This is a genomic window from Nakamurella deserti, from assembly GCF_003260015.1.
Taxonomy (GTDB): domain Bacteria; phylum Actinomycetota; class Actinomycetes; order Mycobacteriales; family Nakamurellaceae; genus Nakamurella; species Nakamurella deserti.
The window spans coordinates 1,030,048-1,052,889 of sequence record NZ_QCXS01000003.1; the positions used below are offsets into that span (position 1 = coordinate 1,030,048).

The window sequence follows — 22,842 nt, forward strand, 5'->3', positions numbered from 1 at the left end:
AGGACGATACGGACGCGTGGTGGAAGAGCGGGACGGACCTGGGGCGTCGCGGCCCTCGCGGCTGGCCCGTCTCACCGGGCGCCCGGAGTACACCCGCAACCTGCACGTCGCCGAGGCCGCGTCCCTGCTGAACCCGATGCGCAAGGGCATCGCCGTGTCCTGCTGGGCCTACGGGCTGGGCGTGCTGCTGCTCATGCTGTCGCCGGCCGGGCCGGCGAGCACGGTAGCGGCCGCCTACATGGGCGTGATCGGTGCCGTCAGCGTCGTCCTCGGGTTCCTCTGGTGGCGCGGTGGCTGGCCGAAGGCACACGTGTCGGTGGCGTTCCTGCTCTACAGCGAGCTGTCGCACACCGGCGTCCTGCTGTTCACCACCAGCTCGATGCTGGCGCTGATCGCCACCCTGTGGTTCGCGTTGATCGGCGAGCACATCACCATCGCGCACAGCCGCCGGGCGGTGGGCCTGCACGCCCTGTGGGCACTGGCCAATATCGCCTTCTTCGCCACCCAGGCCAGCCGGCGCACCAACGCGAGCCTGCCGTTGATCGTCTACGTGGGGCTGGCGCTGATCGGGCTCATCGTCGCCATCCCGATCTTCCGTCAGCTCGCCGCCGACGCGCTGCGCGACGACTCCCGACGCGCCGCCGCGCTGGCCGAGCGGGATGCGCTGACCGCTCTGCTGAACCACCGCGGCATGTACGCCGCGTTGCCGGCCCTGCTGGCCGCGGGCCGTGGTCCCGACGAGCAGCTCGCGATCGTGGTGCTGGACCTGGACCGGTTCAAGGCGATCAACGACCGGTACGGGCACCACCGCGGCGACCAGGTGCTCACGCTCGTCGCGGCCCGGCTCACCGGAAGCGTCCGCCGCGGCGCCATCGTGGCCCGCACCGGCGGTGAGGAGTTCATCGTCATCGACACGGTCGCCCCCGACGGTGCCGCCGCACTGGCCCACCGGCTGCTCCGGGCCGTCCACCGCCAGGACGACGACGTGCCGGTGACCGCCAGCGTCGGGGTGTCCAGCGTGCCGGTGCGCGACGTACCGGTCGACCGCCTCACCCAGAACGTCCAGGAGCTGATCCGGCTGTCGGACACCACCATGTACGGCGCCAAGCGCGACGGCGGGAACCAGGTCCGGGTGAGTGACCCGCGCACCGCGGACCGGCGATCAGGGTCACAATAGGACGGCGATCCGCGAGCGCGCGGTCACTCCCTGCCATCATCGAGGCGGGACTCCTCCGCTCCGTCACGTGCCGTGCCGTGCCGGTCCGGGAGTCCGGCACGTGCCGTCCCACGTTCCCGTCGGCGGCACGCCCGGCGGCACCGTCCCACGGCACCGGCTCGAGGCGACCGCCGCGAACCCCACCGGAACCCGGCGTGGCACCGGGTGCGTGATCGGAGCGGCGATGGCTGACGGCTCGGGCTCCGCCCCCGGCCCGGACGCGCCGCCGCCCGGTCCCGTGGGACGCTCCCGCGGCCGCCGCTCGATGTACCGGCAGAACCTGGCGGTGGCCGAGGCCAAACGCATCCTGCGGTCGACCGGGCGCTTCGTCGCTCTGAGCTGCCTGCTGCTGGCGGCCGGTTCGGTGCTGCTGATGTACACCCCGGGCGGGCCGACCGGGACGGCCGCCCGGATCGCCACCGGCGTGGTGGCGGCGGCCGCGGTCGTCGCCGCGGCGCTGTGGTGGGTGCGGGGCTGGCCCCGCGAGCGGACCTCCGTGGCGTTCGTCCTGGCCGCCGAGGTGGGCCACGGCATCGTGCTGTTCTGCTGCGCCGATCCCGTGGTCTCCCTGCTGGCGGCGACGTGGTTCTTCCTGCTCGGTGACTACCTGACCTTCGCGCACGGGCGTCGGGCGCTGGTCGCGCACTGTGTGTGGGTCAAGGCCAATCTGCTCTTCTACGGCGTCCGGGCGCTGCTCGAGCCGGGCGCGGACGTGCCGTTCGTGGTCTTCCTCGTGGTCGGCCTGACCGCGACGCTGATCGTGACCCGTCTGTTCGGCCAGGTCTTCTCCGACGCGCTGCGCTCCGACAGCGCCCGCAGCGCCGAACTCGCCCACCGCGACCCCATGACGCAGCTGCTCAACCGGCGTGGTCTGGAGGCCGCGGCCCCGCGGGTGTTCGCCCAGGCGCGGTCGGAGCGGGCGGTGATCGCGGTGTTCCTGGTCGACATCGACCGGTTCAAGGTGGTCAACGACCGGCACGGCCACGACGCCGGCGACGCGGTGCTCCGACTGCTCGCCGCCCGGTTGGACGCCTCGGTGCGCAAGTACGGCCTGGTGGCGCGCACCGGCGGGGAGGAGTTCGTCGTCCTGGACCGGGTGCACGCCGACGGCATCGCGTCGATGGCCGAGCGGCTGCGTGCGGTCTCGCACCACCCCGACGACCCGGTGCCGGTCACGGTGTCGGTCGGCGCGGTGGGGCTGGCCGGCGACGACTTCCCGTCCGCCGATCCGGGTGTGTTGCTGACCAACCTGATCATCCGCGCCGACACCGCGATGTACGCGGCCAAGCAGCGCGGCGGCGATCAGGTGGTGCTGGACCTGCCACGGACCGCGGCACTGGAACGGACCGACGGCGGGGCGACGATGGCCAGGAGCCCGGACGAGATCTTCGACAGCGTGATGGCGGCCCGCAGCGGACGTGACCGCCGGGCGGAGCGGCGCCCGGACCAGGGGTCCTGACACCGGACGCCGTCACGTCCCGCGGGCCGAGCGCGACCCGGGATCGGGCCCTGTCGGCGTCGGTGCAGGTCAAAGGGCGCGGAGGGACCCGGGCGGCGCCGCCGCGCGCCCAGCAATACGCTTGTCCGGCTGGCACCGGGGCCGGCGGCTGTGGAGGAGAGTCGATGACGAATGCTGGGGACCGCTGGTCCGACGGGCCGCTGGGCGACATCCTCGTGGTCGATCTGACGCGGGCGTTGGCCGGGCCGCACGCCGCGATGATGCTCGGTGACCTCGGGGCGCGGGTGATCAAGGTCGAGACGCCGGGCAGTGGTGACGACACCCGGGGCTGGGGGCCGCCGTTCGTCGGTCCGGAGCACGACATCTCCACGTACTTCCTGTCGTGCAACCGCAACAAGGAGTCGATCGCGCTGGACCTGAAGTCCGACTCCGGACGTGCCGCGCTGACCGAGCTGATCCGCCGCAGCGACGTGCTGCTGGAGAACTTCCGGCCCGGGGTGCTGGCCCGGTTGGGGTTCTCGATCGAGCAGCTGGCCGAGCTCAACCCGGGGCTGGTGGTGCTGTCGATCTCCGGATTCGGCTCCGACGGCCCGGAGGGCGGCCGCGCGGGCTACGACCAGATCGCCCAGGGCGAGGCCGGCCTGATGTCGGTGACCGGCCCGGACGCGGCGACCCCGACGAAGGTGGGCGTGCCGATCGGTGACCTGCTGGCCGGGATGTACGGCGCCTACGGGGTGCTGGCCAAACTCCACGAACGCGCCACCACCGGTCGCGGCGGGCTGGTGGGCACGTCGCTGCTGGCCTCCATCGTCGGGGTACACGCGTTCCAGGGCACCCGGTGGACGGTGGCCGGGGAGATCCCCGTCGGCGAGGGTCCGCACCACCCGTCGATCTGCCCGTACGGGCTGTTCCACGCCGCCGACGGCATCGTGCAGATCGCGGTGGGCTCCCAGGGCCTGTGGGCGACGTTCGCGCCCGCGTTCGGACTGCCGCTGGACGCGCCCGGGTTCGCCACGAACGGCGACCGGGTCCGCAACTCCGACGCCGTCAAGGCCGCCGTGGAGGCCGCGTTCAGCCGGTACACGACGGCGGACCTGCTGGCGAAGCTGAACGCGATCGGTGTGCCGAGTGGTCAGGTGAAGAACATGCAGCAGGTGTACGAGTGGGACCAGACCCGCTCGCAGGGCCTGCTGATCGAGGTCGACCACCCGGTGCTCGGCCCGGTGGAGCTCCCCGGCCCGCCGTTGCGGTTCTGGGGCGCCGACGGCGCGGAATGGCACCGCGAGCACGCCTCACCGCCCACGCTGGGGCAACACACCGACGACGTCCTGGCATGGCTGGGGGTGCAGGCATGACCGTCACCGCGCTGCTGGACGTCCGTTTCGACCCGGCCCGCCGCGACGAGGGCCTCGCGTTCCTGCACACCGTGCTCACCGACACCCGCTCGTTCGCCGGCTGCCTGTCCGTCGAGGTCCTCGTCGACACCGACGACCCGGCCCACGTGCTGGTCGTCGAGCGGTGGGAATCGATGTACCACGACGCGATGTACCGCGACTGGCGCGCCGGAGCCGGCGCGACCGCGCTCGGTGACTACCTCGCCGGGCCTCCCGGCCTGACGAAGTTCACCGCCACCGGCGTCTGAGCCGCCGTCGGATCCGGCCGGCCGTCATGCCGACGCAACACCCGCTCGCCTACGATCAGGTCCCGTGAAGTTTCTCAACGGACTCCAGCCCACCGCCGACCTGACGTACTCCGACGTCTTCCTGGTGCCGTCCCGCTCCGCGGTGACGTCACGCCTGGACGTCGACCTGCGCACCCCTGACGGCATCGGCACCACGATCCCGCTGGTGGTGGCCAACATGACGGCCGTCGCCGGCCGGCGCATGGCCGAGACCATCGCGCGTCGCGGCGGCATGGCCGTGCTGCCACAGGACATCCCGATCGACGCGGTCGCCGCGGCCATCGGCTACGTCAAGGACGCCGACCCCGTCTTCGAGACGCCGATCACCGTCGCCCCGGACGCCGCCGTCGCCGAGGTGCTGTCGCTGCTCGGCAAGCGGGCGCACGGTGCCGCGGTCGTCGTGGACGGCGGCCGCCCGGTCGGCATCATCACCGAGCGGGACTGCCTGGAGGTCGACCGCTTCTCCCGGGCGTCGGCGGTGATGACGCCCGACATCGTGACCGTCACCAAGGACGACGACCTGCGCGACGCCTTCGACGTGATGACCTCCCGGCACCTGGACGTGGTGCCGGTGCTGGACGGCGACCGGATGCTCGGCGTGCTCACCCGCAAGGGCGTGCTGCGCTCGGCGATCTACACCCCCGCGGTCGACCCGTCGGGCAACCTGCTCATCGGGGCGGCGATCGGCATCAACGGTGACGTCACGGGCAAGGCCGAGGCGCTGCTCGCGGCCCGGGCCGACGTGCTCGTGGTCGACACCGCGCACGGCCACCAGGAGAAGATGATCGAGTCGCTGGCCGTGGTCGTCGCGGCGCGGGACGCATTCGAGGGCGAGACCGGCCGCCGGATCCCCGTGGTGGCGGGCAACGTCGTCTCCGCGAGCGGTGCGGCCGATCTGGCCGACGCGGGAGCGGACATCATCAAGGTGGGCGTCGGTCCGGGCGCCATGTGCACGACCCGGATGATGACCGGCGTCGGCCGGCCCCAGTTCTCCGCGGTCCTGGAATGTGCGACCGCCGCCGCCGAGCACGGTGCGACCGTGTGGGCCGACGGCGGCGTCAAGTACCCACGCGACGTCGCGCTGGCCCTGGCCGCGGGGGCGGCGAACGTGATGATCGGTTCCTGGTTCGCCGGCACCTGGGAGAGCGCCGGCGACCTCGCCCGCGACGCCGACGGCCGGTGGTACAAGGAGAGCTTCGGCATGGCGTCGGCCCGTGCGGTGCGCAACCGCACCCGCACTGCGTCGGCCTTCGACCGGGCCCGTTCGGCGCTGTTCGAGGAGGGCATCTCCACCGCCCGGATGTACCTGGATCCGGCCCGGCCCGGTGTGGAGGACCTCGTCGACTCGATCATCGCCGGCGTCCGCAGCTCGTTCACCTACGCCGGCGCCCCGTCGATCCCGGACTTCGCCGACCGCGCCGTGGTCGGCGTCCAGAGCGCCGCCGGCTACGAGGAGGGCAGGCCCCGCCCCACCTCGTGGTGACCCGTCCGCCGACTGGCCGCTGACCGCCCGGTCTCGCCACCGGCGCTGTCCGTGACCCGCCCATCTCCTGAGGTGGGCGGGTCGCGGCGCAGCCGTCGCGGGTCAGGGGCGGGGCGCGCCGTGTCCGTCCGGCACCACCTCGGACGGGACGGGCGGTCCGGGCGGGGTGCCGTCGCCGAACGGCCGGCCGCCCAGCTCCTCGCGGTGGTGCGGCTCCCACCAGTTCGTCAGGTCCGGCCCGGCCGGCACGATCTGGGTCGGGTTGATGTCGGTGTGCACCACGTAGTAGTGCTTCTTGATCTGCACGAAGTCGGTGGTGTCGCCGAAGCCGGGCGTCTGGAAGAGGTCGCGGGCGTACGCCCACAGCACCGGCATCTCCGACAGCTTCGACCGGTTGGCCTTGAAGTGTCCGTGGTAGACGGGATCGAAGCGGGCCAGCGTGGTGAACAGGAAGACGTCGGCCTGAGTGATGCTGTCGCCGACCAGGTAGCGCCGGGTCGACAACCGCTCGGTGAGCCAGTCCAGCCGGGTGAAGAGCCGGTCGTAGGCGCTCTCGTAGCTCTCCTGGGAGCCGGCGAACCCGCAGCGGTAGACGCCGTTGTTGACCTCGGTGTAGTTGCGGTGGGCGACCTCGTCGATCTCGTTGCGCAGGTGCTCCGGGTACAGGTCGGGGGCGCCCTCGCGGTGGAACCGCGTCCACTCGGTGGAGAGGTCCAGGGTCATCTGCCGGTAGTCGTTGGTGACGACCTTCCCGGTGGCGACCTCGACCATCGCCGGGACCGTGATGCCGCGCGGGTACTCCGGATCGCGCTTGAAGTACGCCTCCTGCAGGCGCTCGATGCCCAGTACCGGATCCACCCCGCCGGGGTCGAGATCGAAGGTCCAGCTACGCTTGTCGTGGGTCGGGCCGGTCATGCCCATCGAGAGCACCGGCTCCAGGCCCAGCAGCCGACGGACGATGATGGCCCGGTTGGCCCACGGGCAGGCCCGCGCGACGATCAACCGGTAACGGTCGGGCTCGACCGGGAAGCCGTCGCGGCCGTCCTCGGTGATGCGCGTGGTGATGTAGTTGGTGTCCCTGGCGAACTCGGCTCCTCCGGTGACGTACGCACCCTTGGTCGAGTTGTCGGTGTCGGTCGCGCTCATCGGCTGTCTCTCCGTCCCCTGTGGTCCTGCCGACGGTAGTCGCCCCGGAGCCGTTTCGATGCGGATGCATGAACTTTTCCGGATCCGGCGCCGGACGCCCGGATCGCCTCGACTGGCCGCGCACCGGTCTGTTTATCCCGTCGGAGCGGGGGGCAACCCGGAGGACATGGCAGCTATCGGATACACCCTGATGACCGAACAGGCCGGACCGCGCGACCTCATCCGGCACGCCCAGCAGGCCGAAGCCACCGGCTTCGACTTCGCCGTGAGCAGCGACCACTTCTTCCCGTGGTTGGACGAGATGGGCCACGCGCCCAACGCCTGGGTGACGCTGGGCGCCGTCGCCCAGGCGACCGAGACCCTCCCGCTGATGACGTACGTGACCGCTCCGACGTTCCGGTATCACCCGGCCGTGGTGGCGCAGCAGGCTGCGACGCTGCAGATCATCTCCGGCGGCCGGTTCACCCTGGGCCTGGGCTCCGGCGAGAACCTCAACGAGCACATCGTCGGCGGCGGCTGGCCCGCGGCCGACGTCCGGCAGGCCAGGCTCGTGGAGGCGGCGCAGATCATCAACGCGCTCTTCGACGGCGGCTACGTCAATCACGACGGCCGTCACTTCCAGGTCGCGTCGGCCAAGCTCTGGGATCTCCCCGACGTGCGCGTGCCGATCGGTATCGCCGTCTCCGGCAAGCAGTCGTGCGAGCTGTTCGGCCCGCTGGCCGACGTGATGATCGCGATCGACCCCGAGCCGGAGCTCGGCCAGTGGTGGGACGCGGCGAGTCGGACCGGCTCGTCGAGCCGCAAGGTCGCCCAGCTGCCGATCAGCTGGGACAGTGACGCCGACGCCGCGGCCCAGCGGGCCCACCGGCTGTTCCGCTGGAGTGCCGGCGGCTGGAAGGTCAACGCCGAACTGCCGGGCACCGCCGGGTTCGACCAGGCGTCGTCGTCGGTGAAGGTCGCCGACATCGCCGAGACCATCCCCTGCGGCAACGACGTGGGTGCCGTGGTCGCCGCGGCCAAGGAGTTCTTCGACGCGGGCTTCACCGATCTGGCGTTGGTCCAGATCGGCGCCGACCAGCAGGACAACTTCTTCGCCGCAGCCACCGCGGAGATCCTGCCGGAGCTGAGGAAGCTCTAGATGGACCTCGGTATCCGTGGCCGGACCGCCCTGATCAGCGGTGCCGATTCCGGGATAGGACTGGCCACCGCGCGGCTGCTGCACGCCGAGGGTGCCCGGGTGGTCCTGACCGACCTGGACGAGGCGGCGGTGGTCGACGCGGCCGCCGGGGTCGGGGGTGACGTCCTCGCCTTCGGCGCCGACCTCACCGATGCTGCCGCGGTCGAGAGGCTGCACGAGCGCGTGGCCGGGGCCGTCGGCGACCTCGACATCCTGGTGCAGTCGGCCGGGATCACCGGGGCGCAGGGCCTGTTCCACGAGATCGACGACGCGGGCTGGTCGCAGACCGTCGAGACGGACCTGCTGGCGCCGGTACGGCTGGTCCGGGCGTTCCTCCCCGGCCTGCGCCGCGGCGGATGGGGCCGGCTGGTCTTCGTGGCGTCGGAGGACGCGGTGCAGCCGTACGACGACGAGCTGCCGTACTGCGCCGCCAAAGCCGGCATCCTGGCGCTCGCGAAGGGACTGTCGCGGTCGTACGCCACCGAGGGCCTGCTGGTCAACGCCGTGTCGCCCGCGTTCATCGCCACGCCGATGACCGACGCGATGATGACCAGGCGCGCGGAGCAGACCGGGACCTCCTTCGACGGCGCGATCGCGTCGTTCCTCGACGAGGAGCGTCCGTACCTCGAGCTGAAGCGACGCGGCCAGGTGGACGAGGTGGCGGCGGTCATCGCGTTCCTGTGCAGCGACCGGGCGAGTTTCGTGAACGGTTCGAACTACCGGGTCGACGCCGGGTCGGTCGCCACCATCTGACCGGCCCGGGGCCGTCGCGGCACCGGCACCCCCGGCCACTGGCGGCTCAGCGCGGTGTGGATCGCCTGCGGGAGAACGTTCCGCACCGCCGGAGCAGATGTTTCAGGTCACGGCATCGCCCGGCCCCGCATCGCCCTGCCCCGCATCGCCGGCCGGTGGACCGCTGTGGCAAGCCGCCACACCGGCCGGGACAGGTCATCGCTGAGGCAGGTCACGGCGCCCCGGTCGGATGGCAGCGCCGACGCAGGTCACCGTGCTGCCGGTCACGACACCGGCCGGTCGCCGCACCGACCGACCGCCAGCCCGGTCGCGCAGGTTCCAACGCCGCCGATCACCGCACCGGCACGGGGGCGTCGACGATCAGTGCGCTGATCACCCGCTGCTCGATCGAGCCCGGGTCCTGATAGGCACCGTGGGCGTGGAACAGGTCCAGGAACGGTGACCGGAGATCGAGGAGACCGGGGTCGGCGTCCCCTGGGAGCTGCTGGTGGCGACCGGTCACGATGACCTGCGCACCGAAGTCCGCCTCGTAGGGACTGCCGCCGTGAGCCAGACCGGTGTACTGGATGAAGTCGTTCTCGTGCATGACCGCGAAGACCCGGCCGGGCAGCTCATCCGCGTCGACGCCGTCGAGCGCCAGGTCCGCCACGGACGCCACCTCCAGGCCGGTACCGGCGACGAGGACCAACCGGTCGGCGGCCAGGCTCCGGCCTCCGGACGCCGCCGCGGCGACCACGGAGCTGCCGTAACTGTGGGCGACGACCGTCGCCTGCGCGGGCTTTCCCTGATGCGCGACGCGCAGGCCCTGCTGGAAGGCGACCAGCGCCGGCGCCGCGACATCGGCGTAGGCGTCACGGGTGGCGACGACGACGTCGGACGGTGCCTCGTAGCCCACCCAGGCGATCGCCGCCACGTCCCGGGCGCCGTGCTCGGCGGTGCCCGCCGCCCATGCGTCCACCCGGTCCAGCTCGCCGCCGAGGCTGCCGATGCCGCTGCCCGTCCCGGGCACGTAGGTGGCGACGTGGGCCGCGGAGTCGGGGTCGCCGACGGCGATGACCGCCCGACCCCGGCCGGTCGGATCCACGTCCAGCAGGTACACCTCCTGTGACCGCGGGACGGACAGGGCCAGCCGGACGCTCGCGATGGCGTCCCGCTCGTCCTGCAGCCCCGCGCGAAGGAAGCGGTCGGCGAGAGAGGACTGGTCGAACATCGGCCAGCTGGGGGCACTCACCGCCGCCGGTGGCGGCGCCGCGATCATCACCGCGAGCTCCGCGTCCCGCCGGTCCAAGATCAGCAGGTTGGCCTGGTGCCGCACCGCGGCGGGCAGCCCGTCCGCCGCGCCGACCGACCGCGGGTCGTCGTGCAGCACGGCCTGCTGCTCGGTCCAGCTGCGGCTGCGGAACCACGCCGCCCGCAGCGCCGGACCGCTCTCGGCCGGCGGCAGGGTGCCTGCGGTCGTCCGGGCGAACGCCTGCGCCGCCGGTCCGAGAGCGACCCAGGCCGCCTCGGCGTCCGTCTCCTGCGCGAGGCTCGACCGGAACAGGTCGTCACTGCTCATCCGGTCGGTGCCGAGCGCCTCGCCGAGGTCGGCGGTGACCACGCCGCGGCCGGCCCGGAACACCGGGGCGCCGCCGACGGTCGCGGTCAGCGCGGACGCGCATTCCGCGGTCGCCGCGTCGGCCCGGCGCAGGTGATCGTCCCAGGCGGCCGTGGCGACGTCCCGGCGGACCGTGGCGAGCCGCAACTCTTCCTGCAGCGGCGCCACGGTGGCGCAGTCCGCCATCCGGATGGCGTGCTGGAGCGCCCTGACCTCCCCTTCGGCACGCAGCCATCCGGAGCGGGCCACGTCGACCGCGGTCCGGACGGAGGTCAGGTCGTCGGCCAGCGCCAGCAGCGCTCCGCGGGCCCGGTAGAGCCGACCGGTGCCCTCGTCGAGCGCGGTGCGTACCGCGTCGATCTCGGCCTCGCCCGTCGCGGCCGCCGCTCCCCGCCACGCCCCGGACAGGGCCGCGCGCGCATCGGTCACCGTGTCGTCGAGCCGGGCCAGATGCTGGGCGGTGTCGAAGAGCCGGTCGGCGGCGGCGCTGAGCGCGGCCGGATCGTCGCCGGGGAACGGCAACGCCGAGACGCTCTCGGCGTAGGGGACGATCACCGGCACGACGAGGGCGGCGGTCATCGCGGGAGCGCCCGGAACTCGGCGGCGGTGGTGTCGTCGACGGTGAGCATCGCCGTCACCGCACCGTCCACCCAGGTGGCCAGCTGGGCGAGCCCGGCGACCAGGTCGCCGGCCACGTCGGTCCAGCTGGTCGACACCGCCTCGACCGCCGCCCGTACCGACCGGCCCGCCGCCGGCGGGGCCCATCCGTCGGTCAGCCGCGCGACCGCGGCGCCGGCCAGCGCGGCCCGCTCCGAGCCGTCCCGCAGCAGTTCGGCCACGCGGTGGACCCCGCCCGGCACCATCTCCAACCCCGCCATACGTCCCCCCGGACCCGTCGATCACTCCGGGCACGACCCTAGGGAGCCGGATCGGCGCGCCGGGAGGTCTGTCCACAATCGGGGCCGACGAGGTCGAGCGAGGGCCGGGGCGGTGGCGGGGCCGCACAGCCGGAACGGGAGCGACCTGCGTGGGTCGCTCCCGTTCCGGTGGTGCGGTGACGTCGGCGGTCGTCAGCTCCAGTAGCGGTGCAGCACGGCGTCCGCGGACGACCCGCTGGTGCGGCCGTAGACCGGGCGGATCTGCACGTACTTGCCGACGTTCGGCGCCTCGAGCAGGTAGTCGACACCGTTGATCTTGCCGAGGTACACCGCGACGTGGCCGCTGTAGCCGATGATGTCACCGGCCTGCCCGGCGCTCCACGGCACCGACCGGCCGCCGGCGCGCTGCGACCCGGAGTTGGTGCCGACCGCGAAGCCGGCCGTGGTCAGCACGTAGGCGGTGAGTCCGGAGCAGTCGAACCCGACCGTGCCGGCGCAGGAGTTCTTGGCGGTACCGCCGCGGGAGCAGCCCTGGTCGGCCTGACCTCCGTTGGTGCCGCCGCCCCACACATAGGGCAGGCCGATCGAGGCGAAGCCGGCGGCGATGCCCCGGGCGACGTTCTCGTTGGGCGCGGTGATGACGGCGCCGCGGACCTCGGGGGCGACGGTGGGCAGGTTCGGGATGGTGACCTGCACCCCGTTGACCGAGACAGTGGCGCTGACGCCACCACCGGTGACGCCGAAGTACTTCTGGAACAGGAAGAAGAAGTTCCGGTTGCCGTAGGCGCTGCACCGGTCACCGACGCCGGGGTAGGACGCGAGGGCCGCGGCGTTGGGCTGGTAGGGCGTGTAGTTGTACAGCGAGGCGGTGGCCGTGTTGCGGATGGTGACGTCGGAGCCGCCGCAGCCGGTCTCGGCCACGTTCCACAGGATGTTCGCGGTCTCGCCGGCCTGGTAGTGGTACTTGTCCGGGTCGACCTTGTACCGCGACCACTGCTTGGCCATGCCGTAGAGCTGGTTGAAGAACCCGGCGTGCGCCGGATCGCAGTTGGCGGTGCCGCCGGGGCCGGTGTCGGGGCAGTGCCAGCCCCACGCCGCGTTGTACGACGCCGGGGTCGGCGACGTCCTGGTGACCAGCGCCGACTCCTTCTGCAGCGTCACCAGCATCACCTGGGGGTTGATGCCGCAGGCGACGGAAGCCCGGGCCAGCACCGCGGACGCGAGCTCGTCGGTGCCGCCGGTGTACGCGGCGCAGTACCGGTCAGCGGGCAGGTCGGGCGTGGTCACCCGCAGGTTCTTCACACACGACGGGCCTTCGCAGGCGGCGCCCTGGGCGTCCAGGAACGCCTGGATCTGCTCGGCCGTCATCGCCTGCGTGTCGTAGAAGACCTCGTCGGAGACGATGAAGCCCGGGTCGAAGGCGGTGGAGCCGCCGTTGTTGTCCGGGCCGCAGTCGAGGACCGCCGTCCGGCCCGGGGCCTGTCCGACGGTGTCAGTGGCGCGCACCGGTTCGGGTGCGGTGTCGGGTTCACGAGGGGTGTCCACGACGGGCGGCTCGACGACCTCCGGCTCGGCCGCGGGCGGTGCGGTCTCGGTCGCCGGTGCGGTCGCGGGCGTCGGCTCCGCCGGGGCGGTGGTGGTCGGCTCGGTGGTGGTCGGCTCGGTGGTGGTCGGCTCGGTGGTGGTCGGCTCCGCCGGGGCGGTGGTGGTCGGCTCGGTGGTGGTCGGCTCCGCCGGGGCCGTCGTGGTCGGTTCGGTGCCGGTCGGCTCCGCCGGGCCGGTCGTGGTCGGCTCGGTGCCGGTCGTCGTCGACTCGGTGCCGGTCGGCTCCGCCGGGGCCGTCGTCGTCGGTCCGGTCGTTGTCGGCGCGGTGGTGGTCGACCCGTCGGTCGACCCGGTGGTCGGTGCGGACGCGCCCGATCCGGTCGTCGTCGGGGCCCCGGGCGTGGTGCCGGCCGTGGTGGCCGGTTCGTCGCCGGCGGCCGAAGTGCTGCCGGCGGTGGCGCCCGAGGCACGCGACGAGGTGGAACCCGACACCGCCGTGGTGCCGGCGGTGGTGGGCGTGGTCACGTCGGCCGTGGTGGACGGTGCGGCGAAGGCCAGGCCTGCGGTGCGCAGGGGCATCGCCACGGTCAGGCCGCGGTGCCCGGTCGACCCGACCGTCGCGACGGCGGGCGTGACCACCGCGGCGACTTCGGGAGCGGCGGGCGCCTCCGCGGCGACCGGGGCCTCGACCGGGATGAAGTGGTCGACCAGGCCGTCGGCCAGGCCGGCCCAGCGGGACGCCAGTCCGGCGTCGCCGGACTCCTGGACCTCTTCGCCGACGACGGCGTTGCTGCGGGGGTCGGTGTCGTAGCCGGGCACCCGGGCGACCAGCTCGGCGAAGAACATCTTCGCGCTGCCCACCGGGTCGAGGCGGTCCTCGGCGGTGTAGAGCCCGGAGCGGGCGTCCGTGCGCTGCTGGAAGAGGCCCACGTAGGACCGGTTGCGGGCCGTCGGGTCCAACGACGAGGCGGCCATCGCGGCGGCGACCGCCGTGGCGATACCCCGGCGGGACACACCCGCGTCGAGGCCGACGTTGACGATGGTGGCCGCGGCGTCGACCTGCGTGCCGGTCAGCAGCACCCCGCCGTACACACCCGTCGCGTTACCGCTGGCCGCCACGACCGCCGGTGCGACCGGCGGCGCGGTCACGCAGACGGTCGACGGCTGCGGGACGGCCACCGGCTCGGCGGACGCCGGGGTCTGACCGGCCACGGCGAGGGTGAACGCGAGGGCCGAGGCGACGGCGAGCCGCCGGCCCGGCGTCGTCAGGAACCGCAGACCGCGGCCCGGTGCCGGAGACGGTTGCTGCGGCTCACCGGAACCCACCGACCTCACGGACCGCCGTCCACGGGCGAACCCGGTCCGGGGGGACACCGCTGTCTCGACCTCGGGCACTTCGAACGCCACTACCCAACCCCCTGAACCGACAACACGGAACAACTGCCCGACCCACCCCAGGTGCGGCCGCCGACCGCCGCTGCGCAGGACGACAGACGCAGCAGAGTGGCCGAAGACACAGCGTAGGCCGATCGGGTGAGACGTGTCCAGAGTTGTTCCGAAACATCTCGAGGTGATTCCGACGAACACCCGAGCAACGGCGGACATCGCCGCCATGAATGGCGTCACGTCATTCCCGCAGAATGATCCTCGCGCCGTTCCCGGGGCACGCCCGTCCGGCGTCTTGCGCTGCGCCGGGTGGCCGACCGCGCTCGACGACCCGGCTCCGCCGCGGAACGCGCGCGGGCAGCGCCGAGCCGGCGACCCCGACGACCGAGGCGGCGACCGCCCCGCCCGCCGACCGGACCCGTGGATCCGCACCGACCGCCCCTGGCCCGGAACAGTGCACGAGACAGGTTGCGGCAGAATGGGACTCACGCCGCTGCACCGACGTGACGGTGCGCCATCGGACGAGCCCGCCACCGCGGCGTCCGGGTGAGGAGGTCGGCACGGGACCGCCGTTCGGCAACGGCCGTCACCCTCCGTCCCGGTCACGGTGCCGGTCGCCACCGATCGGAGCAACGTCACGCAGGGTGCGTGCGCCGGAACCGGCCCCGTCCGCCGCCCATTTCACGCGCCGACATTCTTCCGACGACGAATTGAGTGCGCGACGACCTCGTCCCGGAAAACACCGAATTCATTTGCCGTGAGCGTCACCGTGCGTCCGACGATCACGTTTCCATCGACCTGAACGAGGGGCATCACGACCCGGATGGATCAGTCCGCGACCATCGTTTCACTCGTCCGCGTGGGCGCATTCGGAACGTCCGCCGGCGGGGTCGGCGGTGGAACCACGCCGACAGGCGCGTCCCAGCGCCGGACGCCGATGGACACGGCGGCGGCCACCACACACAGTCCCGCGGCCCCGAACCAGGCGACGGTGTAGCTGCCGGTGCTGTCGCGCAGCAGACCGGCGGCGCCGGACCCGATGGCCGCACCGATCTGGTGCGAGGCGAACACCCAGCCGAACACGATGGTGCCGGTCGCGCCGAAGGCCTCCCGGCAGAGCGCGACCGTCGGCGGGACGGTGGCGACCCAGTCCAGCCCGTAGACGATGACGAAGCCGATCATGCTGGGATGCAGGCTGTCGCCGAGCATCCCCGGCAGCATCACCAGGCCGACCCCGCGCAGTGAGTAGTACACGGCCAGCAGCACCCGCGGGTTGAAGCGGTCGGTGAGGAACCCCGACGCGACGGTGCCGACGATGTCGAAGACGCCGACCACCGCGAGCAGACCGGCGGCCGTCGTCTGCCCCATCCCGTGATCGTGGGCGGCGGGGATGAAGTGGGTGCCGATGAGTCCGTTGGTCGTCGCGCCGCAGATGGCGAACCCACCGGCCAGCGCCCAGAACGTGCGGGTGCGGGCCGCCTCCCGCAGCGCCGTCACCGCGCGACGGACGGCGTCGGACGGTCGACCGGTGGTGTCGGCGTGGATCTCGTCGGCCGCGGTGCCGCCGTAGGGCAGCACACCACGGTCACGCGGATGACTGTGCAGGAAGCGCAACACCAGCGGGACCACCGCCAACGCGGCACCCGCCACGATCAGGCAGGCCACCCGCCAGCCGGTGCGCTCGCTCACCGTCGCGAGCACCGGCAGGAAGACCAACTGGCCGGTCGCCGACCCGGCGGTGAGCACCCCCATCACCAGACCGCGGCGCCGGACGAACCAGCGGTTGGCGATCGTGGCGGCGAAGACCAGGGCCATCGAGCCGGTGCCGATGCCGACGACGACGCCCCACAGCAGCACCAGCTGCCAGGAGGCGGTCACGAACACCGCCGTGCCGCTGCCGACCGCGATGAGGGTCAGTGCGATGGCCACCACCGCCCGCACCCCGAAGCGGTCCATCAGCGCCGCGGCGAACGGTGCCATCAGGCCGAAGAGCACCAGATTGACGCTGACGGCCAGCGACAGGGTGCCGCGGGTCCAGCCGAACTCCTCCTGCAGCGGGACGATGAGGACGCCGGGCGCCGAGCGGAACCCGGCCGCCCCCAGCAGGGCGACGAAGGCCGCGGCCGCGACGAACCAGGCCGGGTGGATTCTGCCGACCCGCTGCCGCCCACCACCGGTCACGACCATCGACGTCCCTCTCGATCGAACCGCGTCCACCCGGGGCAAGCCCGACCGTCACCTCACCAGATGCGCACCCGATCCGCAGGGTCCAGCCACAGCGCGTCGTCGGGGGTGACGTCGAAAGCCGCGTAGAACTCGTCGAGGTTACGGACCACCTGATTGCACCGGAACTCCGGAGGCGAGTGCGGATCCAGCGCGAGGCGGCGCAACACCTCCTCGTCGCGGCCCTTGGCCCGCCAGGCCGTCGCCCACGACAGGAACAGCCGCTGCCGGGCCGGTGTTCCGTCCACGTCGGCGGGTGTCTCCCCGCCCTGCGCCAGCAGCCACGCCTGGTAGGCGATACCGAGCCCGCCGAGGTCGCCGATGTTCTCGCCGACGGTCAGGGCGCCGTTGACCTTGTGGCCGGGCACCTGGGCCGGTTCGAGCTCGGAGTACTGCGCGATCAGCCGCTGGGTCAGGCCGTCGAAGGCGGCCCGGTCGTCCTCGGTCCACCAGTCCTTCTTGGCGCCGGAGCCGTCGTACTTGGAGCCCTGATCGTCGAAGCCGTGACCGATCTCGTGGCCGATGACCGCACCGATGGCACCGAAGTTGGTGGCGTCGTCGGCGTCGGCGTCGAAGAACGGCGGCTGCAGGATCGCGGCCGGGAACACGATCTCGTTCATCCCGGGGTTGTAGTAGGCGTTCACCGTCTGCGGCGTCATGAACCACTCGTCGCGGTCCACCGGGCTGCCGATCTTGGCGAACTCCCGGTCGAGCTCGAACGACGCCGACCGGCGGGCGTTACCGGCCAGGTCGTCGGCGCGGACCTCGAGCGCGCTGTAGTCGCGCCACCGCGCGGGATAACCGATCTTGGGGTTGAAGGCCTCGAGCTTCTCCAACGCCCGCGTCTTGGTGGTCTCGCTCATCCACTGCAGCCGACCGATCTCCTGCCGGTAGGCGGCGATCAGGTGCCCGACCAGCTCGTCCATCCGCGCCTTCGACGCCGCCGGGAAGTGGCGCTCGACGTAGAGCCGACCCAGTGCCTCCCCCACCGCGCTCTCGACCAGGCCGACTCCGCGCTTCCACCGTTCCCGCAGCTGCGGGGTGCCGGAGAGGGTGCGCCCGTAGAAGTCGAAGTTCTCCTCGACGACCGCCTGCGGCAGCAGCGGGGCGGCCGCGTGCACCACGCGCCACGACAGCCACCCCTTCCAGTCGGCGAGCCGTTCCGAGGTCAGCAACGGGGCGACCTCGGTGAAGAAGCTGGGCTGCCGGACGACGGTGTGCGCGACCACCGCGGCGTCCGCACCGACCCCCTCGAGCCAGGCGTCCCACCAGGCGGCCGGCCACAGGGCGTCCAGCGCCGCCCGGTCGGTCGGATTGAACGTCTGGTCGTTGTCGCGGGTCCGCACCCGGTCCCAGTGCACGGCCGCGATGGCGGTGTCCAGCTCGAACACCGCGGTGGCGGCGTCGGCGCCGGCCACCCCGGGCGACGTGAGCTCGAACATGCGGGCGAGGTGGGTCCGGTAGGCGTCCCGGATGGGGGCGTACTGCTCGTCGCGGTAGAACGACTCGTCGGGCAGTCCCAGACCGCCCTGCAGGAGGTTGAGCACGTACTGGTCGGGCTTGCCCGGATCGGTGTCGACGTAGAAGCGGAAGAGCCCCGGCACGCCGTCGCGCTCCAGCCGGCCGAGGGTGCCGAACAACCCGGTGACGTCGGACACGGCGGCGACGGCGGCCAGTTGGTCGGCGATCGCGCCGACGCCGATCGCGGCGACCCGGTCGACGTCCATGAAGCTGCGGTAGAGGTCGCCGATCAACTGCTCCGGCGACCCGGGGGCGGCGCCGGTGTCGGCCGCGGCCTCCTCGACCAGCTCCCGCGACGCTTCCTCGGCCTCGTCGCGGAGCCGGACGAACGCACCGGTCATCGACTGGTCCGACGGGATGTCGGTCGCGTCCAGCCAGGCCCCGTTGACGTGCCGGAAGAGGTCGTCCTGCGGCCGTACCGTTCCGTCGCCGGTGGTGTCGTCGGTGTTCACTGCCGTGCTGGTCACGTGGTCGTCTCCCGCTCCCGCACCGTGTGCGGTCTCCGTGGTGTCGTCGTCGCTGTCCATACCTACCACCAGGGTCGGACACAGCGACGGGTCGCTGCCCCGCAGCCCGGCTCCTATGCTGATCGGCGATGACTCTGACAGCCGCCGAGGTCCGCAGCACCACCTTCCCCGCCGCCTCCCGCCTCCGGCGGGGGTACGACGCCGACGAGGTGGACGCCTTCGTCGAACGCCTCGCCGTCCGTCTGGAGACCGGTGCCGGGCTCACGTCCAACGAGGTCTACCGCCTGGAGCTGGGCAAGGCGCGGGTCGGGGGCCGGGGGTACGCCGAAGCCGACGTGGACGCCTTCCTCGGTACGGTGCACCTGGAACTCGTGCGGCTCGAGGACGCCTGGGGCCACGAGGGCAGCGCCGACCCGGCCCCCACCGACACCGACACCGCGCCGGCCGACGGGGACGCGCCCACCGGGACCGACGCCGGCGATGTCAATGACGGTGGCACCGACACCGACGCCGACGCCGACACCGCGCCGGCCGACGGGGACGCGCCCACCGACGCCACCGCCACCGCCACCGCCACCGCCACCGCCACCGAGCCCGAGCCCGACGACACCGATTCCGCCGACAGTGACACCGCGTCCGCGCCCGGCGACGACACCGTGACGGCCGCTGCACTGCCCGCCGACGGCGAGGCGCTGGCCGAGATGGCCGTCGAGGACCCGCGGGACGGGGCCGACCGGCCCGCCGGCCCGCGCTGAGCCGACCGCCCGTGGTGTCCCGACCCGGCGCCTACCCTGGCGCCATGACCCGGGGTGGAGTGCGCCGCACCCCCCCTGCCGCCCCCGCACCGCCGCCGGGGCCGGTCGCGCACCACAGCACGGTCTGGCGTCCGGAGTTCGACGTCGACCTGCACCGGATGCTGCGGCCGTTGAGCCGGGGCCGCGCCGATCCCAGCCACCACCGCGCGCCGGACGGCACCCTGTGGCGGGCCAGCCGGATGACCACCGGCCCGTGCACCTACCGGCTGCGACAGGTGCACCTGCGGGAGGTGCACGCCGACGCCTGGGGACCGGGCGCGGAGGAGTTCATCGCCCAGTTGCCGCGGATGCTCGGCGCCGACGACGACCTCGAAGGGTTCCGGCCCAGCGAGCCGTGGCTCGTCGATGCGCTGCGCCGCAACCCGGGCGTGCGCATCCTGCGCACCCACCGCGTGCTGGAGGCGCTGATCCCGGCGATCCTGGAACAGAAGGTCACCGGCAAGGAGGCGTTCGGCGAGTGGTCGTGGCTGGTCCGCCGCTACGGTGAGCCGGCCCCCGGTCCGACGCCGGTACCGATGTGGGTGCCGCCGGACGCCGCCACCTGGAGCCGCATCCCGTCGTGGGAGTGGCACCGCTCGGGGACCGACCCGGCGCGCTCGGCGACCATCATGCGGGCCCTGCAGGTCATCGGGCGCCTGGAGCAGTGCGTCGAGCTCGACCACGCGACCGCTCAGCGGCGGCTCACGGCGGTGCGCGGGATCGGCGTCTGGACGGCCGCCGAGATCGCCCAGCGCGCGCTCGGCGACCCGGACGCCGTCTCGGTCGGCGATTACCATCTCGCCGGCTTCGTCGGGTACTCGCTGATCGGGGAGAAGGTCGACGACGACCGGATGCTGGAGTTGCTGGCGCCCTGGGCCGGTCACCGCTACCGGGTCATCCGGCTGCTGGAGGTGAGCCCGGTGGGCCGGCGCCCCCCGCGCCTGGGCCCGCGGATGAGCATCGAACGGCACTGGGACAAGTGACCGCCTGACGCGCCCCGGCCGGGGGCGGGGTCACGCGCGGTTCAGGTGCTCCTGCAGGTAGCGCATGTCCTCGCCGGTGCCGTCGACCCCGCCCGGCGTCTCCACGATGACGTCGCTCCCGGCCGCGGCGCAGACGTGCGCGATGAGCTGCGGGTCGATGGTGCCGGCGTCGAAGTTGGCGTGCCGGTCGGCGCCCGAGTCGAAGGCGTCCCGGCTGTTGTTGGCGTGCACCAGGTCGATGCGGCCGGTGATGGCCAGCACCCGGTCGACCACGTCGTCGAGCGGCTCGCCGCCGCAGTAGGCGTGGCAGGTGTCCAGGCAGAACCCGACGCCGAACTCGCCGACCTCGTCCCACAGCCGGGCGAGCCGGTCGAACCGACGGGCGATGGCGTTGTCACCACCGGCGGTGTTCTCGATGAGGATGGGTAGACCGAACTCCTCCCGCTCGAACACCTTGCGCCAGTTCGCGAAGCCCTCGGCCGGGTCGTCGCCGGCGTTGAGGTGGCCGCCGTGCACGATCAGCCCCCGGGCGCCGATGTCGGCGGCGGCCGCCGCGTGCTGGGTGAGGATCTTGCGGCTGGGGATGCGGATCTTGTTGTTCCGGGTCGCCACGTTGACCAGGTAGGGCGCGTGCACGTACCGGACGATGTCGGAGGCCCGCAGCTCGGCGGCGTGCGCGTGCTCGACCGGCTTCTTCCAGCCCTGCGGATCACCGAGGAAGAACTGCACGGCCTGCGCCCCCGACTCGCGCGCCTCCGCCAACGGATCATCCGAGCGCACGTGTGCGCCGATAGCCACCATGGGTCCGAGGTTAACCCGGGTCACCGACACCGACCGCCGTGCGGACCGGTCGGGCGGCGACCGCCGGCGGCCTTCCGACGGGTCGTTGTCGGTGCCGCCACCTAGGTTGAGCGATGTGCGCACCACCGCCTTCCGTCCGTCGCTGCTCGTGCGGCTGGTGATGCTCGCTGCCGCCTACAGCCCGTTGCTGCTGCTGCTCGCGGTGCTCAACTCGTTCCGCGTCGAGTGGCTCCGCTGGGTCTTCGTCGGGATGAGCGCCGCCGGCGTGGTCGGCACCCTGCTGTTCTTGTTCGTCGCCATCCCGCGGCGCAACGCCACCCCCGAGATCCTCAGCAAGGCCAAGCCCCGGGACGCCGAGGCCCTCAAGTTCTTCGCGTCCTACGTGGTGCCGTTCTTCGTGACGACGTCGGCTCCGCCGGCGGCCCGCTGGGGCCTGCTGATCTACCTGCTGATGATCGCGGTGCTCTACGTCCAGTCCGACCTCTACTACTCCAACCCGCTGCTCGCCCTGCTCGGCTACCGCGTCTTCGAGGCGGACCGGCCCGACGGCGGCTTCCTGCTGCTCATCACCCGGTCCTGGTACCTCGCGCCCGGCCAGAGCCGCGATCTCATCCCGCTGGGCGGTTACGTCCACTTCGACCGCACCACCCGCACCCGCCGCACCGACCGCACGACAGGACGACCATGACCGAGACCGCCCCGCCCCCGACCGAGGACCTGACCGACGACGACGCCACCGCCGACGAGCTGCGCCGCGGCCTCATCGGTCTCACCCCCACCCTGCTGCTGCGGCTGACCATGCTGATGGTCACCGAGGCCCTGACCGACCCGGTCGCCTACGAGGTGCCGCTGAGTGGTGAGCTGGCCGCCGAGCTGCTGGCCCAGTGCGCCGAGTCGGCCGCCGCCGCCGCGAACGCCGAGCTCCGGCCGGCCGACCCGGGGCTGAGCCCCAGCGCCCAGCAGTGGCTCCACTCGGCGGTGCTCCCGGACAGCCCGCTGGCCGCGGTCGACGCGCTGGTCACCCGGCCGTCGCACCCGCAGTACGACCGGTCGGTGGAGTTCGGCCGCAAGAGCCTGCTGGTCCTGCGGATCCGCGACGCCGACGGTCGCGACCTGGGCCGGCTCTACCAGGCGTTCTCCCCCGAGAAGGCGCTGCAGCGGCGCAAGGTCTGGGCGCTGTGGAGCGGCGAGCAGTTCGTCCGGCTGACCGAGGAGCCGTTGGTGATCGACCGTGGGCTGCGGCTGATCGTGCTGGGCGACGCGGTGACGAGCACGGTCGTCATGCAGTCGCCCACGACCTACCAGTCGATGTTCGGCGCGCTGCCCGAGCTGCGGAAGTCGGCGGAGAAGACGTACCGGGCCTCGATCGGCAAACTCGACATCGTCGACGGTGACAAGCTCGCGGCCGCCTGTCAGACCGACCTCAACATGATGCGCAAGCTCGTGAGCATCCAGGCCAAACTCGACCGGCCGGGTTACGCGGACGCGGTGACGATGCCGGCCCTGGTCACCTTCCTCAAGGCCCACCCGAAGATCGACGTCCCCGTCCAGGACGCCGACGGACCACACCCCAGGCTGGTCTTCAGCTCCGACGCCCAGCACCGCTGGGCGATCCTCAAGCTGCTCGACGACGACTTCCTGCGGTCGGAGCTGACCGACATCACCTACGAGGCGAACTCCAAGACGCAGCTCAGCTGACGGGCACCACCGGTGATGAGCGGTCCACGGAGGA

18 protein-coding genes are annotated in these 22,842 nt (G+C 72.6%); 11 read left to right on the forward strand and 7 right to left on the reverse strand.

What is annotated here, in order from left to right; genetic code table 11:
* Positions 1-16 precede the first annotated feature (16 nt).
* The 5 genes from DB033_RS17970 (at position 17) to DB033_RS17990 (ending at position 5,839) form a co-directional block, all read left to right on the forward strand.
* Positions 17-1,177: a GGDEF domain-containing protein gene (locus DB033_RS17970; protein ID WP_111768209.1), complete on the forward strand. Its 1,161-nt coding sequence runs from the start codon at positions 17-19 to the stop codon at positions 1,175-1,177.
* A gap of 223 nt (positions 1,178-1,400) precedes the next feature.
* Positions 1,401-2,675, forward strand: a complete 1,275-nt coding sequence (locus DB033_RS17975) for a GGDEF domain-containing protein (protein ID WP_157970781.1) — start codon at positions 1,401-1,403, stop codon at positions 2,673-2,675.
* A gap of 164 nt (positions 2,676-2,839) precedes the next feature.
* A complete protein-coding gene (locus DB033_RS17980; RefSeq protein ID WP_111768211.1) occupies positions 2,840-4,030 on the forward strand; it encodes a CaiB/BaiF CoA transferase family protein in 1,191 nt (396 codons plus the stop codon).
* Positions 4,027-4,317 carry a putative quinol monooxygenase gene (locus DB033_RS17985; RefSeq protein WP_111768212.1) on the forward strand — a complete coding sequence of 97 codons (291 nt, stop codon included), beginning with the start codon at positions 4,027-4,029 and terminating at the stop codon, positions 4,315-4,317. The genes DB033_RS17980 and DB033_RS17985 overlap by 4 nt, the downstream gene beginning before the upstream one ends.
* Positions 4,318-4,381: 64 nt before the next feature.
* A complete protein-coding gene (locus DB033_RS17990) occupies positions 4,382-5,839 on the forward strand; it encodes a GuaB1 family IMP dehydrogenase-related protein (RefSeq protein WP_111768213.1) in 1,458 nt (485 codons plus the stop codon).
* Positions 5,840-5,941: 102 nt separating this feature from the next.
* Here the strand turns inward: DB033_RS17990 and DB033_RS17995 are convergent, their stop codons facing one another.
* Complete coding sequence (locus tag DB033_RS17995; protein ID WP_111768214.1) at positions 5,942-6,985, reverse strand: glutathione S-transferase family protein; 1,044 nt, start codon at positions 6,983-6,985, stop codon at positions 5,942-5,944.
* 166 nt (positions 6,986-7,151) lie between these two features.
* On the opposite strand from DB033_RS17995, the gene DB033_RS18000 reads away from it, so the two are divergent.
* Complete coding sequence (locus tag DB033_RS18000; RefSeq protein WP_111768215.1) at positions 7,152-8,123, forward strand: TIGR03557 family F420-dependent LLM class oxidoreductase; 972 nt, start codon at positions 7,152-7,154, stop codon at positions 8,121-8,123.
* Complete coding sequence (locus DB033_RS18005) at positions 8,124-8,915, forward strand: SDR family NAD(P)-dependent oxidoreductase (protein ID WP_111768216.1); 792 nt, start codon at positions 8,124-8,126, stop codon at positions 8,913-8,915. It abuts the gene before it with no gap.
* Positions 8,916-9,246: 331 nt separating this feature from the next.
* On the opposite strand, the gene DB033_RS18010 is transcribed toward DB033_RS18005, so the two are convergent.
* The 5 genes from DB033_RS18010 to DB033_RS18030 form a co-directional block, all read right to left on the reverse strand.
* Positions 9,247-11,091, reverse strand: coding sequence for an alpha/beta hydrolase (locus DB033_RS18010; protein ID WP_111768217.1), 1,845 nt, complete (start codon positions 11,089-11,091; stop codon positions 9,247-9,249).
* Positions 11,088-11,351, reverse strand: coding sequence for a hypothetical protein (locus tag DB033_RS18015; protein ID WP_157970782.1), 264 nt, complete (start codon positions 11,349-11,351; stop codon positions 11,088-11,090). The genes DB033_RS18010 and DB033_RS18015 overlap by 4 nt, the downstream gene beginning before the upstream one ends.
* Before the next feature lie 231 nt (positions 11,352-11,582).
* A complete protein-coding gene (locus DB033_RS18020) occupies positions 11,583-14,270 on the reverse strand; it encodes a C40 family peptidase (protein ID WP_157970783.1) in 2,688 nt (895 codons plus the stop codon).
* Between the two features lie 879 nt (positions 14,271-15,149).
* The gene (locus tag DB033_RS18025) at positions 15,150-16,508 is read right to left on the reverse strand and encodes an MFS transporter (protein WP_111768220.1); all 1,359 of its coding nucleotides are present in this window, start codon (positions 16,506-16,508) and stop codon (positions 15,150-15,152) included.
* Positions 16,509-16,561: 53 nt separating this feature from the next.
* Entirely contained in the window at positions 16,562-18,592 is a 2,031-nt protein-coding gene (locus tag DB033_RS18030; protein WP_111768221.1) for a M13 family metallopeptidase, read from the reverse strand.
* Positions 18,593-18,660: 68 nt separating this feature from the next.
* On the opposite strand from DB033_RS18030, the gene DB033_RS18035 reads away from it, so the two are divergent.
* Positions 18,661-19,287 carry a DivIVA domain-containing protein gene (locus tag DB033_RS18035; RefSeq protein WP_111768222.1) on the forward strand — a complete coding sequence of 209 codons (627 nt, stop codon included), beginning with the start codon at positions 18,661-18,663 and terminating at the stop codon, positions 19,285-19,287.
* A 44-nt stretch (positions 19,288-19,331) separates the two neighbouring features.
* The gene (locus DB033_RS18040) at positions 19,332-20,309 is read left to right on the forward strand and encodes a DNA-3-methyladenine glycosylase family protein (protein ID WP_205843977.1); all 978 of its coding nucleotides are present in this window, start codon (positions 19,332-19,334) and stop codon (positions 20,307-20,309) included.
* A 30-nt stretch (positions 20,310-20,339) separates the two neighbouring features.
* Here DB033_RS18040 and DB033_RS18045 read toward each other — a convergent pair whose 3' ends face one another.
* A complete protein-coding gene (locus DB033_RS18045) occupies positions 20,340-21,107 on the reverse strand; it encodes a deoxyribonuclease IV (RefSeq protein WP_111768435.1) in 768 nt (255 codons plus the stop codon).
* Between the two features lie 118 nt (positions 21,108-21,225).
* On the opposite strand from DB033_RS18045, the gene DB033_RS18050 reads away from it, so the two are divergent.
* Positions 21,226-21,798, forward strand: a complete 573-nt coding sequence (locus DB033_RS18050; RefSeq protein ID WP_111768223.1) for a hypothetical protein — start codon at positions 21,226-21,228, stop codon at positions 21,796-21,798.
* Positions 21,795-22,808 (forward strand): Kiwa anti-phage protein KwaB-like domain-containing protein, encoded by a 1,014-nt coding sequence (locus DB033_RS18055; protein ID WP_111768224.1) that lies wholly within the window; start codon positions 21,795-21,797, stop codon positions 22,806-22,808. The genes DB033_RS18050 and DB033_RS18055 overlap by 4 nt, the downstream gene beginning before the upstream one ends.
* Positions 22,809-22,842 lie beyond the last annotated feature (34 nt).